This window comes from Pontibacter arcticus (assembly GCF_003284895.1).
Taxonomy (GTDB): domain Bacteria; phylum Bacteroidota; class Bacteroidia; order Cytophagales; family Hymenobacteraceae; genus Pontibacter; species Pontibacter arcticus.
On sequence record NZ_QMDV01000003.1, the window covers coordinates 680,484 to 693,316 of the forward strand.

General features: G+C 48.2%; 11 protein-coding genes. 3 read left to right on the top strand and 8 right to left on the bottom strand.

Going from position 1 to position 12,833, the window contains the following annotated elements; translation table 11 throughout:
* Window positions 1-29: 29 nt before the first annotated feature.
* The 6 genes from DP923_RS12460 to DP923_RS12485 form a co-directional block, all read right to left on the bottom strand.
* Window positions 30-983, bottom strand: a complete 954-nt coding sequence (locus DP923_RS12460; protein WP_112306168.1) for a transketolase family protein — start codon at window positions 981-983, stop codon at window positions 30-32.
* Window positions 984-2,381 (bottom strand): vWA domain-containing protein, encoded by a 1,398-nt coding sequence (locus DP923_RS12465; protein WP_112306169.1) that lies wholly within the window; start codon window positions 2,379-2,381, stop codon window positions 984-986.
* A gap of 65 nt (window positions 2,382-2,446) precedes the next feature.
* Window positions 2,447-3,304 (bottom strand): transketolase, encoded by an 858-nt coding sequence (locus DP923_RS12470; protein WP_112306170.1) that lies wholly within the window; start codon window positions 3,302-3,304, stop codon window positions 2,447-2,449.
* Window positions 3,305-3,395: 91 nt separating this feature from the next.
* Complete coding sequence (gene bcp, locus DP923_RS12475; protein WP_112306171.1) at window positions 3,396-3,848, bottom strand: thioredoxin-dependent thiol peroxidase; 453 nt, start codon at window positions 3,846-3,848, stop codon at window positions 3,396-3,398.
* Window positions 3,849-3,932: 84 nt separating this feature from the next.
* A complete protein-coding gene (locus DP923_RS12480; protein WP_239021023.1) occupies window positions 3,933-5,825 on the bottom strand; it encodes a M23 family metallopeptidase in 1,893 nt (630 codons plus the stop codon).
* Entirely contained in the window at window positions 5,812-6,423 is a 612-nt protein-coding gene (locus DP923_RS12485; RefSeq protein ID WP_112306173.1) for a fumarylacetoacetate hydrolase family protein, read from the bottom strand. The genes DP923_RS12480 and DP923_RS12485 overlap by 14 nt, the downstream gene beginning before the upstream one ends.
* Window positions 6,424-6,771: 348 nt before the next feature.
* Here DP923_RS12485 and DP923_RS12490 point away from each other — a divergent pair, with 348 nt between their 5' ends.
* Complete coding sequence (locus tag DP923_RS12490) at window positions 6,772-7,566, top strand: M48 family metallopeptidase (RefSeq protein WP_112306269.1); 795 nt, start codon at window positions 6,772-6,774, stop codon at window positions 7,564-7,566.
* Window positions 7,567-7,586: 20 nt separating this feature from the next.
* Window positions 7,587-8,192, top strand: coding sequence for a hypothetical protein (locus tag DP923_RS12495; protein WP_125047723.1), 606 nt, complete (start codon window positions 7,587-7,589; stop codon window positions 8,190-8,192).
* 280 nt (window positions 8,193-8,472) lie between these two features.
* Here the strand turns inward: DP923_RS12495 and DP923_RS12500 are convergent, their stop codons facing one another.
* Window positions 8,473-9,279, bottom strand: coding sequence for a 3'-5' exonuclease (locus DP923_RS12500; protein ID WP_112306175.1), 807 nt, complete (start codon window positions 9,277-9,279; stop codon window positions 8,473-8,475).
* 10 nt (window positions 9,280-9,289) lie between these two features.
* Window positions 9,290-10,669, bottom strand: a complete 1,380-nt coding sequence (locus tag DP923_RS12505; RefSeq protein ID WP_112306176.1) for a UDP-N-acetylmuramate--L-alanine ligase — start codon at window positions 10,667-10,669, stop codon at window positions 9,290-9,292.
* A 321-nt stretch (window positions 10,670-10,990) separates the two neighbouring features.
* Here DP923_RS12505 and dnaB point away from each other — a divergent pair, with 321 nt between their 5' ends.
* A complete protein-coding gene (gene dnaB / locus DP923_RS12510) occupies window positions 10,991-12,568 on the top strand; it encodes a replicative DNA helicase (RefSeq protein ID WP_112306177.1) in 1,578 nt (525 codons plus the stop codon).
* The last annotated feature ends 265 nt before the right edge of the window (window positions 12,569-12,833 follow it).

The following is a 12,833-nucleotide window of genomic DNA, read 5'->3' on the forward strand; positions in this document are numbered from 1 at the left end:
TTTATACTTCAGGTTGATTTAAAACTAACTTATTTTCTGCTCATAGCACGCTCTGCTGCGTCTACAATGTTCTGCTCGGTTAAGCCATACTTCTCCATCAGTTGGTCCGGCGTGCCAGACTCGCCAAAAGAATCGTTTACGCCAACCATTTCGAGTGGCGTAGGTAGCTGGCGGCCAAGTAATTGGGCAATGCTGTCGCCGAGGCCTCCGTTTAACTGGTGCTCTTCTGCAGAAACCACGCATTTTGTTTTACCAACCGAAGCAAGTATAGCGGCATCATCCAGTGGCTTGATGGTGTGGATGTTGATGATCTCGGCGGAGATACCTTTCTCTGCCAGAATTTTACCGGCAAGTATGGCTTTCCAAACCAGGTGGCCGGTGGCAACAATGGTTACGTCAGTTCCTTCGTTCAGTATCACAGCTTTGCCAATTTCGAATTTCTGATCGGCTGGCGTAAAGTTAGGCACCGCCGGGCGTCCGAAACGCAGGTAAACAGGTCCTTCGTGGTCAGCGATGGCAATAGTAGCGGCTTTGGTCTGGTTAAAATCGCATGGGTTGATCACGGTCATGTGCGGCAGCATTTTCATCATGCCAACATCTTCCAGAATCTGGTGAGTGGCACCGTCTTCGCCCAGCGTAAGGCCGGCATGCGAAGCACAGATCTTTACGTTTTTGCCTGAATAGGCTATAGACTGACGGATCTGGTCGTACACGCGGCCCGTAGAAAAGTTGGCAAACGTACCCGTGAACGGAATTTTACCACCGATGGTCATACCGGCGGCAAGGCCCATCATGTTCGCTTCGGCAATACCTACCTGGAAAAAGCGCTCCGGGCACTCTTTCTGAAACGCGTCCATTTTAAGCGAGCCTGTTAAATCGGCGCAAAGGGCCACTACATTAGGGTTGGTACGGCCAAGCTCCAGCAGACCGGCGCCAAAGCCGGAACGGGTATCTTTTGTTTCTGAATACGGAAAGTCTTTCATCTATCTGTTGAAAATTTTTACGGTTGTAGTTGCCCCTGATCGTATGGTAAAATCCTGTACATCAGTAAATTTACTTGATTGGGCTGATTTAATGCGATATACTATTCTATACTTGCCCGGCTGAAGTGCCAGGCTTATTTTACTGTTATCTTCCGGTACATTATACAGCCAGCGCTGTTGGCCATTTTCGCTAAGTTCGTAAATGCTGCCATAGCCCTGCATCTGCGACGAAATAGCCAGCTGGCCCGGCGGCGTAATATCAATGGTATAGGTCTGTCCCTGTTTTATCTCCACGCCTTTTAAGTAAGTGCGGGGCAGGGTTAAAATTTCCAGGTCATACTTGCCGGTTAGGTACTTCTGTCGGCTGCCGAACACCAGTACGTTCAGGGCTCTATCAGCATCTGCTTTATATACCAGCGCCGAAAGTTGCCCGTATGCCGACGGCCCGTTTTGCCGCAAGTATAACTCGCCTTGCGGTGCTTTCACTTTTACTACATTGTGCTGGCCCGGCTTTAACTGCAGGTCGCGCTCTACAACTGGCGGCACTGTATTCACAACCAAATGGTAGGGCATGAGCGCATCCACATCCAGTATGTCAGTTTTGCCTTTGCTATCAAGGTAATGCACATAATTATACTCGGGCAAGCCTGTCAGGGAGTTGATGAACGTCATGTTCGTGTTGCTTTCCTCTGCTTTTCCCTGGTCGTTGAGCAGTTCTACACTAACGGTTGTAGGGGTGAGGGCCTGCGTTACAATCTCGGAAAGTACATTTTCAAACGTTTTTACATCGGCTGCATTAAAATACTGGCCAATGCAACTCAGCTGCTTTTCGTACTGTGCTTCGATGCCGATGCCAATGATAAAGGGCCTCAGGAAAATGCGTTTCTGTTGCAAAGCCAGCGAAGTCGCACATGGGTCGCCACCACAGGATTCGATACCATCGGTTATCATAATGATCACGTTCCGGGCGTTTTTCTCTTCCGGAAAATCGTTGGCCGACTGCTCCAGCGAATACGTGATCGGTGTGTTTCCTCTGGGAATGATCTGTTGCAGCTTCTTTTTTACTGTTACAGCATTTTCGGCGGCAAAAGGCACTTCCAGTTTGGTATCCTTGCAATCGTTACGCTCACGGCCGTGCTGGTGCCCGTAAACCCGTAGCGCCACTTCCACATTGTTATAACGGTCCAGCGAATCCACGAGGTTAGTCAGCATGTTTTTAGCGATTTCCATGCGGTCGCTGTTTTCCCATTTGGCCAGCATACTTCCGGAAGCGTCCAGCAAAAAAAGAATGCGGGTTTTGGGCTGTGGCTTTTTATCCTGGGCCATAGCCATACTTCCCACCGATAAAATCAGCAGGAGAAAGTATAAACCCTTGATAAAAGTACGCTCGTTTGCCATGTAGCCCGCGCAAAAGCCAGGTTAAGATTTACCTTCCGGTACCTATAAACCGGAAGGCTGTGTTATTAATAGTCAGATGCTTTTTCTACGGCCAGTTGCTGCAGGGCAATTTCGAGCTGCTCATCGTTCGGAGCAACGCCATGCCATTTGTGCGATCCCATCATAAAGTCTACACCAAAGCCCATCTCGGTATCCATCAAAATCATAACCGGTTTGCCTTTGCCGGAAGCAGCTTTGGCTTCGTCGAAAGCAGGCAGCAACGACTCGAAGCTGTTACCGTTTGCTTCCAGCACATGCCAGCCGAATGCCTCAAACTTAGCTTTTAAATCGCCTAAGCCTAACACCTGGTCTGTAGAGCCGTCTATCTGCTGGCCGTTTTTATCGATGGTTGCAATTACGTTGTCCATTTTGTTGTGCGCCGCATACATGGCAGCTTCCCACACCTGGCCTTCTTCTACTTCGCCATCGCCCATCAGCACATAAACCAGACTGTTGTCTTTGTTCAGTTTTTTAGCCTGCGCCGCGCCGATAGCAACCGATAAGCCCTGGCCCAATGAGCCTGACGCAATACGGATTCCTTCCAGACCTTCTTCCGTGGCCGGGTGGCCTTGTAACCTGGAGTTTAGTTTGCGGAACGTGGCCAGCTCTTTTACATCAAAGAAACCTGCGCGTGCCAGCGTGCTGTACCAAACCGGAGAGATGTGGCCGTTCGAAAGGAAGAAAAGATCTTCGCCGGTGCCATCCATCTTAAAATCGGTGCTATAGTTCATTACTTTAAAGTACAGCGATACCATGTAATCGGTGCAGCCCAGGGAGCCGCCCGGGTGTCCTGAATTTACGGCATGCACCATGCGCACGATGTCGCGGCGTACCTGCGACGCGATCTGGTTCAGCTCTTCGATGCTTTTGTTGTGTGGATTCACGGTTTTAATTATGAATTAGAAATTAAGAATTACGAATGGATAGTCAAATATACAAAAAACGCAGCGTACCAAAGGGCAGCTGCGTTTATAATTACTTTTTCAGAATCTGACTGGCGTGGTCGGCCGTTTTTACTTTCGTGATGATGTCCTGAATGGTCCCGTCCTCATCGATCACAAAGGTATAGCGCATCGTGCCCATGTACTTGCGGCCATACATCGATTTTTCCTGCCACACGCCATACTTGGTTACGATGTCTTTATCGGTATCGGCCAGCAGGGTAAAGGGCAACTCCTGTTTGCTGATGAACTTCTGATGCGATTTTTCATCGTCGGTGCTTACACCCAGAATCTCGTAGCCTTCCTGTTGCAGCACGCTGTAATTATCGCGGAGGTTGCAGGCCTGCGCTGTGCAGCCAGAGGTATTATCTTTCGGGTAGAAGTATAAAACCACTTTTTTGCCCAGGTAATCGCTTAACTTAACGGTGTTGCCGTTCTGGTCTTTGCTTTCAAAAGCCGGGGCTTTATCGCCAATGTTGAGTGTCATGTTACTTGATTTTTTTGACTGTTTGACTATTTGACAAAAGACTTTTCTTTTTTTTCGTCCTTTGTCACATAGTCCTTTGTCAATCTAAATTTTCGTAGTGAAAACTGCTTCGTTGCCGGCAACGTCTTTCACTTTCAGAATTACTTCGCCGGACAAAGGTATACTTTTATCGAGTTTTTCAGAATAGATCAGTGCCTGTTTATGTTCATACTTCATGAGCAACCACTGGCCGTTTACCCAGGCATTAAACGAACTGATACCCGACAAATCATCGCCGATCTTAAACCGGATCTGGTTCGGGCTTTTGCCGAGTAGCTTAATGGTGGGTGCTTTTACATCTTCCATCACTTTAAACTTGCCCATGTTGCGGGTAGTAAAGGTAATGGAGTTGCCATTCCAGGTGCCGCCTTCATAACCGCGCCCTCTGCCTGTGCCTAAAAAGTATACGGCCGCTTTGGTTTTATCTTTGTAAGTAACAGGAGGAGTTATGGTAACCTTAATAGCCTTGTGCAGCGGCGTAAAATAATCGCCCAAAGTATAAACATCCGCTTCCTGCTTTGCTTCAAAGTATAACGTATCGTACAGCGACTCTTTGCCGAACTGGATGGTTGCAAAATCGGTTTTTACTTCGGTTTCCTGAGCTGGAGGTACCATTTGCTTAAACGAGAAAGCCTGCGAAACACCACAGGAACGGATAGAATCTGGCAGGCCGCCACGCAGATCATATAAACTTACCGAAGCCGCATTTCTGATATAACTTGGCACCAACACCATCGCTTTGCCTTTGATAAAAAGCTCTACGTTTTGCGGGGTGCTGCTGGTATCGGATGCACTAATCTTAAGTACGTTCCCTAAAATTTCGGTTGTGAGCTTAGGTTGTTTTACAGCTTTGGCCTGCATGGCAGTGAAGACCGGTTTCTGCCCTTTAATAATAAACTGAAGGGTAGAACTATTGTCATAAGAGTCTTTGGCAACCAGTTTTACTTCGTAGATCGAGTCGGGCTTTACTGCGAACCGGCCCTGCTGGTAATTGGCACGATAAAGCGGCAGGTCGTTTCCGTAATCCACAAACGCTTTCTGGAACGTGCGGCCGTAGCGCTTAAACATGTTGTAGTTGATGTGCTGCGAAACCTGTCTCGAAATCTCAAACGGTACCTGCTCGATGTGATGCTGGTAAATGGCCTTGCCGTTCACGAAAAGCGTTACTTCCTGCGTTCCGTTTTTATTTGCCGCACCGTCCAGCCTGTCGTTTGTCTGTAGCTCCAGCCCAAGCAGGCCATGCGCTTTAACCGTATCTGCCAGCGTATAGGTACTGCCAACTTTCTTAGCCGCAAATTCGGCGCGGGCAAACTCGTTGCTGATGCGCGCGTGTATGTTTAAAGGCAGGATGCCCAGCGTATAAATATCCGGCGGTGTGGTGTCCAGAATCTCCGTAAATTTATACTTCAGCGGGTTGTATAAGCGGTCTTTTTCATCACGGATCTCGAAGTGCAGATGCGGGCCGCCCGAACCACCTGTGTTACCGGACAAGCCAATCACATCGCCGCGCTTGATCGGAAATTTGTCTGGCTCCGGAAAAATCTCCAGTTCAAACGTTTTCTTCTCGTACTGCTTTTTCAGCATAAACTCTGCCAGCGGCAGGTTAAACGACTGCAGGTGCGCATACGTGGTTACCAGGCCGTTTAAATGCGTGATGTAAATGATGTTGCCGTACCCGTAGGTAGATTGCTTTACCCTGGAAATATAGCCATCTGCAGCCGCATAAACCGGCAGGCCTTCGCGCTGGTCGGTTTTAATATCGAGGCCGCCATGGAAGTGGTTGGAGCGGATCTCGCCCATACTTCCGGATAAATAATTACGAACACCGGGCTTGATCGGGAAGGTAAAGAAACCTGCCTGCGGACTTGGTTGCGCCGCCAGCCCCAGCGATGTTAAAGTACAAAGTATAAAAAGGGTAAGCTGCTTATTTAATTTCAAAATCAAGTAATTTTTTGTCTTCCACATAGCCTTCCAATCTGTCGCCTACCTGCACGGCGCTAACACCTTCGGGTGTTCCGGTAAAAATAATATCACCTGTCTTCAGAGTAATAAACCTCGAAATGTAGGCAATGATGTCGTCGAACGAGTTCATCATCAGTTTCGAGTTGCCCAGTTGGCGGGTTTCGCCGTTCACATCCAGCCTGAAGTTGATATCTTTCAGATCCGGGAACTGGCTGATCGGCATAAACTCTGACACAGGAGCGGAGCCGTTAAAGCCTTTGGCCAGCGTCCAGGGCAAACCTTTTGCTTTGGCCTTCGCCTGAATGTCGCGGGCTGTAAAATCGATGCCCAGCCCAATGCCGTCGTAATATTTGTGAGCAAACTGCTTTTCGATGTTCTTGCCTTCGCGGCAGATGCGAAGTATAAGTTCTACTTCGTGGTGGATATCGTTGGAATAATCCGGGTAGTAAAAGGGCTCGTTGTTGCGAAGTATGGCCGTATCAGGTTTAAAGAAAATGACAGGCTCGTCCGGAATTTCGTTTTTAAGTTCGGCTATATGGTCGGCGTAGTTCCGACCGATGGCTAGAATTTTCATGTAAAGTGGGTGTTTGTTTGTCTGGATTTCAAAAATAGGGTTTCTATTTTTCTGTTCAGCGCAAAGTTTCTAAATATTTATACTTGTCGGCACAACAAACAGAACTGTACTTAGGGGTTTAACCCCAAGTTACCGGATTTATTGTCAGGTGGCAGCGAATACAACATTTTATTCGGCCGTTCGCGTATACGGGTGCAATCAAAGTATACTTTGTTTCCGCCTGAAAATGAGTTGTATATACCGGCCATTACCGGTATCAGCAGAAATAAGCAAGGCGTGGAGCATCGGATTCTGAAAAATGGTTCAAAATTTGAATCTGATTTTTTGTTAATTTTAAATTCAGAAATGATGTATAAGAAAATAGTCACCTTATCCCTGGCAGTAAGCATGCTGGCAGCATGTACCACTGTTCCGATCACGGGCCGCCGTACCATCAGTTTAGTTTCGGAAGCTGAATTGCAGGCTATGAGCTACCAGGCTTACGACCAGTTCCTGAAAGAAAATAAGTTATCCAGAAGTGCCCAGGAATCGGCTATGGTAAAACGCGTGGGCCAGCGCATCCAGAGTGCAGTGGAGCGTTATATGGCGCAGAATAATATGTCGGATAGGTTGCAGGGCTACCAATGGGAGTTTAACCTGATTGAGGATGAGCAGGTAAACGCCTGGGCGATGTCCGGTGGTAAAACGGTAGTATACACGGGCTTGCTTCCGATCGCTAAAAACGAAACCGGCCTGGCTGTAGTAATGGGCCACGAAATTGCACACGCCATTGCCCAACATGGTAACGAGCGCGCCAGCCAGCAGATGCTGCAGCAGTTTGGCGGGTCTACACTTTCGGCGTTGGCAGGCACTAACCCGGGCGCTGCCCAAAGTATAGCCATGGCGGCTTATGGCGTAGGTTCGCAGGTTGGCCTTCTGAAATTTGGTCGTAACCAGGAAACGGAAGCTGACAAATTAGGACTGATCTTTATGGCGATGGCCGGGTACGATCCGCAGGCGGCCATACCGTTCTGGGAGCGTATGGAAGCAGCCAGCGGCGGACAGGCACCACCTGAATTCTTAAGTACCCACCCTGGCGCTGCTACCCGCCAAAGCGACCTGCGCAAGTTTATGCCGGAAGCGCTTACTTACTATAAAAAATAGAAAACCATACTCTATAACTCATGAAGTTAAGCGCCCCAGCACAGCGGTTACGTACTGCCCGAATCGTATCCCGATCAGTTTATACTTTGCTTTTACTTTTGCTGGTTTCTACGGCCTGTACGCGCCGCGAGGCATTTCAGGAAGAGAGTACGACTGATCCGAATGAGGAGAAAGTGGAAGTATACGATGGCAAACTGCTGGGCCAGGTCATTTTTGATAGTATAGATTACATTGTACCGAAGCAGGAACTGATGCAACCGTTTATTCGTGAGTTTGGCGATGGAACAGTGGTAGACAGAGTAATGATCCGGAAAGTGCAGGAAACCAAGGAAGACAAACCTGCCTATTACCTGGTGGGACTCGGCATGCAGAACGGCGCTTTCCGCTCGATGGCGCTGGAGCTGGATGTAGCTGGCGATAACAGTTTATACCTGAGCAGCAAAGGAGCTAAGCACATGTGCCAGGCTGCTGCCGGTTGTAACTTCTGTTATTTCACGTTTATCGGAAATAAAATCACGGGTTGCGAGTGCTCTTCCAATGTGCCGGGCAACAACTGCGTACACAAAGTAAGCGAGCGCAATACGTTACTGAAAGGCGTGCAGCTTAGTAATTCTTCTAGAAGATAACTAACCAGAATTTTAAAAAGTATAAAAAAGGCTGCCTGAATTTTCGGGCAGCCTTTTTTGTGTGCGAGATTTGCTTTTAAGGTGTGAGTTGAGATTACCTTAGTTCTAAATAACCCACCCCTAGCCCCTCCGAGGAGGGGAACTAATTAATACGAATAATTAATACGAATGTCGCCCTTTGAAGGAGGCGAATGGGAATATTTACTCTCGAAAAAATCCCCTCCTCGGAGGGGTAGGGGTGGGTTTCCAGATTGAAAATCCTCCAATTTATACTTTGAAATTATGACATCTGCATGCTCCTGAGGCGGATGCGTGTCAGTACTTTTTTTGTGTAAAGCGGGAAGTCACCTTTCATCATCCAGTCGTAGTAACTTGGTTCTTTGCGAAGCACTTCTTCTACGGCTACATTTTTATACTTCCCGAAATTGAAAACCTCTTGGCCGGCATTGTTATACACCAGCCTGCCCGATAAATCTGCTGTTTTCTGGAACGTGAACTTGTGCAGCGCCGCCATGTCGTTCTGCACCGGGTATTCTATCGCGCCTTCGCCGGCTTCATACGGCGTATCCTGGTAGCGGTCAAGTTGCGCCATCAGAATTTCGTAGGTCGCAATGGTATCAGCTTCGGCGCTGTGCGCGTTTTCCAGGTTTTTGTTGCAATAGTATTTATAAGCGGCTGATAACGTGCGTTTCTCCATCTGGTGGAAAATACGGCAGGCATCAATAATGTTACGGTTCTCGATGTCGAAATCAATATCGGCGCGCAAAAACTCCTCGGCCAGCAACGGAATATCGAAGCGCAGCAGGTTGTAGCCCGCCAGGTCGCATCCTTTCAGAAACTGGTCAAACTCGCGCGCTACCTGCTTAAACGTAGGGCAGTCCTGTACATCGGCATCGTAAATATTATGAATCATACTCGACTCAAGCGGAATAGGCACCGTTGGGTTTATTTTTTTCGTTTTCAGGATCTCTTCTCCGTCCGGCTTTATTTTCAGTACACTGATCTCCACGATACGGTCTTTGCAGATATCGGTGCCGGTGGTTTCGAGGTCGAAGAAAACGATGGGGCGCTTGAGGTGCAGTTTCATAAAGTATAAATTAAAGAACCGCGTTAGTTAGCGCCTCCAGGTTTAGGTTGTTATAGTTTCCCGAGCTCATCAGCAGCAGGTTGGTCTGGCTCCAGTTGCGGCCAGTTAAATGTTGTTGCAATGCTTCAGAATCCGTGAAAACTTTGAGGCGCGGGTTCTGGAAAGCAGCTTTCAATTCTTCTTCGGTCAGCATTTCCATGCGCTTGTGCTCGATGGTTTTTGGGTTGAAGTATAAAATAGGCTCATCTGCCAGGTCGAGGGCTCCGGCATACTGCGGCAGAAATGCTTTGTTCAGGCTACTGAAGGTATGAAGTTCCAGGGCGGCTACCAGCTGTCGGTCCGGATATTGTTTTTTAACGGCTTCGGTGGTAGCTTTTACTTTGGAAGGCGCATGTGCGAAATCCTTGTAAACAACAGTTCCGGCGTTTTCACCCAGTTTTTCCAGGCGCTTGGCTGCTCCTTTAAACGATTTCAAGGCTTCGTAAAAATCAGACGCCTTCACGCCAATTTTCTTGCACACTTCCTTGGCCGCGTTAATGTTGCGCAGGTTGTGTTCCCCGAAAAGCTGTATCGCTACGTCGTCTTCTTTTTTGGTATGCAATATGGTTTTGCCGTTCCGGATGCTGTGTTCGTGCACGCCGTAGCCCACGTAGTTGATATCAGCCGGGTTGCGGGGAACGCTTACCAGTTGCACCTGCTCATCATCCTGGTTATAGATCAGGGTTCCGGCTTTCGGCGTCATCTCGGCAAAAATGCGGAACTGCTCGCGGTATACTTCCGGGTTCGGAAACACATTGATATGGTCCCAGCTGATGCCACTGATCACAGCAATGTGGTGATGGTACAAATGGAATTTCGGGATGCGCTTGATCGGGTCGGAGAGGTACTCGTCGCCTTCAATAATGATAACCGGGGCATCTTCCGTCAGTTTTACCATACGATCAAAACCTTCGAGCTGCGCGCCAACGGCATAATCAAATTTGCGGTTCAAATGCTTCAGCACGTGCATAATGATAGAAGTGATGGACGTTTTGCCGTGGCTGCCACCAATTACAACGCGCTGCTTATCCTTGCTTTGCTCGTAAATAAACTCCGGGAAAGAGTAGATCGGGATATTTAACTCTTGGGCGCGCAGCAATTCCGGGTTGTCCGGGCGGGCGTGCATCCCAAGTATAACAGCATCTATACTTGCGTTTATTTTCTCCGGAAACCAGCCTTCCTGCGCTGGCAATAATCCGGCAGCGGCCAGCCTGCTTTTGGCAGGTTCAAATATTTCGTCATCCGATCCGGTAACGTGTAATCCTTTGTCGTGTAGTGCCAGTGCCAGGTTATGCATAATGCTTCCCCCGGTGGCAATCAGGTGAATGCGTTGTAGTTCCTTCTTCTCCATAAAGCCAGACTAGTGTTTAGAGCATGGTTAAAATTTATACTTTGCGCTGCAAATTGATCATAAAAGAATCTGTTTTTACGTTTTTCTCGCTCCATAGCGCTGCTATGAAGCTCTAAAAACATTTTGACAGAACCCTTTCTGTTCAATTTTCGCATGCAAAAACAAAATTTAAACATGCTCTTAGCAAGCAGGCAAAGTTAGAAGGAGTTCGCAGAATAAAAATAGGGTTACCCTTATATGTGGATAGTTTGTGGATATCTTGTGGATTATTAACAAGCTTATAAAGGTAGTTTAGAGTTAGATGCTCTTAAATTTGTACCTATGGAGGAGATGAAAACGAACGTGCGGCCGGTAGGCAATCCAGGCCAGTGGGCAAAAAAAGCCCCTGTAGTATCAGGTATGGGTAAAATGCCCCCACAGGCACTCGATCTGGAGGAAGCTGTACTGGGCGCGCTCATGCTCGAAAAAGATGCCCTGACCACAGTAATTGATATTCTGCGCCCGCAGAGCTTTTACAAAACGGCACACCAGGCAATTTTCAGGGCCATCCTTTCGCTGTTCGATAAATCGGAGCCGATTGATATTTTAACGGTAACGCACGAGCTGCGCGAGCAGGGCGAACTCGAACTGGCAGGCGGCGCTTACAACATCACGCAACTTACCACACGCGTAAACTCGGCGGCCAACATCGAGTACCACGCCCGTATCATCACCGAAAACTCCATTAAACGAGACCTGATCTCTATTTCTTCGGAAGTATTATCGAGCGCTTTTGAAGATACCACCGACGTTTTCGATCTTTTAGATAAAACAGAAGCCAAGCTTTACGAAGTATCCGAATCGAACATCCGCAAGAACTTTGCAGATATGCGCTCGTTGATGCACGAAGCCATTAAAGAACTCGAAGAAAAACGCAAGCAGGCCGACGGCTTAACCGGCGTACCAAGCGGACTTGCCGCCCTTGACCGTGTTACTTCCGGCTGGCAAAAATCCGACCTGGTTATACTTGCTGCCCGCCCTGCGATGGGTAAAACGGCCTTCGTACTTTCGTGCATGCGCAACGCGGCAGTTGATTTTAAGAAAGGCGTTGCTATTTTCTCGCTCGAGATGTCTTCGTTGCAGCTCGTAAACCGACTTATTTCTTCGGAGGCTGAGCTTGATTCTGAAAAGATAAAAAAAGGAAGCCTTGAAGATTACGAGTGGGCCCAGCTTAACCACAAAATTGCCAAACTAACCGAAGCGCCTATTTTTATTGATGATACGCCTGGTTTATCTATTCGTGAGTTGCGTACCAAGTGCCGCCGCTTAAAAGCGCAGTACGATATCCAGATGATCATTATTGATTACCTGCAGCTGATGAGTGGAAACTCGGAAGGAAAGGGGGGCGGTAACCGCGAACAGGAAATTGCGTCTATCTCCAGGGCCATGAAAATGCTGGCCAAAGAGCTGAACGTACCCGTAATTGCGCTTTCGCAGCTAAGCCGTGCCGTGGAAACCCGTGGCGGCGACAAACGCCCACAGCTCTCCGACCTTCGTGAATCCGGTTCCATTGAGCAGGATGCGGACATGGTGCTCTTCCTGTATCGCCCGGAATATTACGGCATCACAGAAGATGAGATGGGCAACCCGACTGCCGGCGTAGGCGAAGTAATTATAGCCAAGCACCGTAACGGTTCCCTCGAAAACGTACAGCTCAAGTTTATTGGTAAGTATACCAAGTTTACGAATCTGGATAACGATTTCAGTGGCGATGCCATGGGTGGTTTCAATGCCTTGCCAAACAGTACCTTTGATGCTGAAACGCCAGGTGCTATCCGTTTAGGTAGCCGTATGAACGATGGTGCCAACGGCGGCGGAGGTTTCCCGACTTCTAATTTCGATGAAGAACCGCCGTTTTAAAGTTTAGAGTTTGCTAGCTTAGCTGTTTGGTCTTTTATCAAGTATGATTTTGGCTTTGCTAGCGTAGTGAGTGCTTATTTAGTTTGGGAAGTTCTTGTTTCATTGCTGGCTTTCGCGCTCGGCAGCCGCGCTGGCTGCGTTCTCGGGTATCGCGCTGTGTTCATTTCCTGCCTTACGGCTGCTTCGCACCGGAAATTCACAAGGCGCTCAACCCAAGAACTGGGATAGGTTTTTTCTTCGATCGGCTGATTTATACTTTACAGAA

Coding starts and splice junctions, on each gene's coding strand:
- DP923_RS12490 (WP_112306269.1), top strand. CDS start 6,772: ATGTATAAGAAAATAGTCACCTTATCCCTGGCAGTAAGCATGCTGGCA.
- DP923_RS12485 (WP_112306173.1), bottom strand. CDS start 6,423: ATGAAAATTCTAGCCATCGGTCGGAACTACGCCGACCATATAGCCGAA.
- DP923_RS12495 (WP_125047723.1), top strand. CDS start 7,587: ATGAAGTTAAGCGCCCCAGCACAGCGGTTACGTACTGCCCGAATCGTA.
- DP923_RS12505 (WP_112306176.1), bottom strand. CDS start 10,669: ATGGAGAAGAAGGAACTACAACGCATTCACCTGATTGCCACCGGGGGA.
- DP923_RS12460 (WP_112306168.1), bottom strand. CDS start 983: ATGAAAGACTTTCCGTATTCAGAAACAAAAGATACCCGTTCCGGCTTT.
- DP923_RS12465 (WP_112306169.1), bottom strand. CDS start 2,381: ATGGCAAACGAGCGTACTTTTATCAAGGGTTTATACTTTCTCCTGCTG.
- dnaB (WP_112306177.1), top strand. CDS start 10,991: ATGGAGGAGATGAAAACGAACGTGCGGCCGGTAGGCAATCCAGGCCAG.
- DP923_RS12500 (WP_112306175.1), bottom strand. CDS start 9,279: ATGAAACTGCACCTCAAGCGCCCCATCGTTTTCTTCGACCTCGAAACC.
- bcp (WP_112306171.1), bottom strand. CDS start 3,848: ATGACACTCAACATTGGCGATAAAGCCCCGGCTTTTGAAAGCAAAGAC.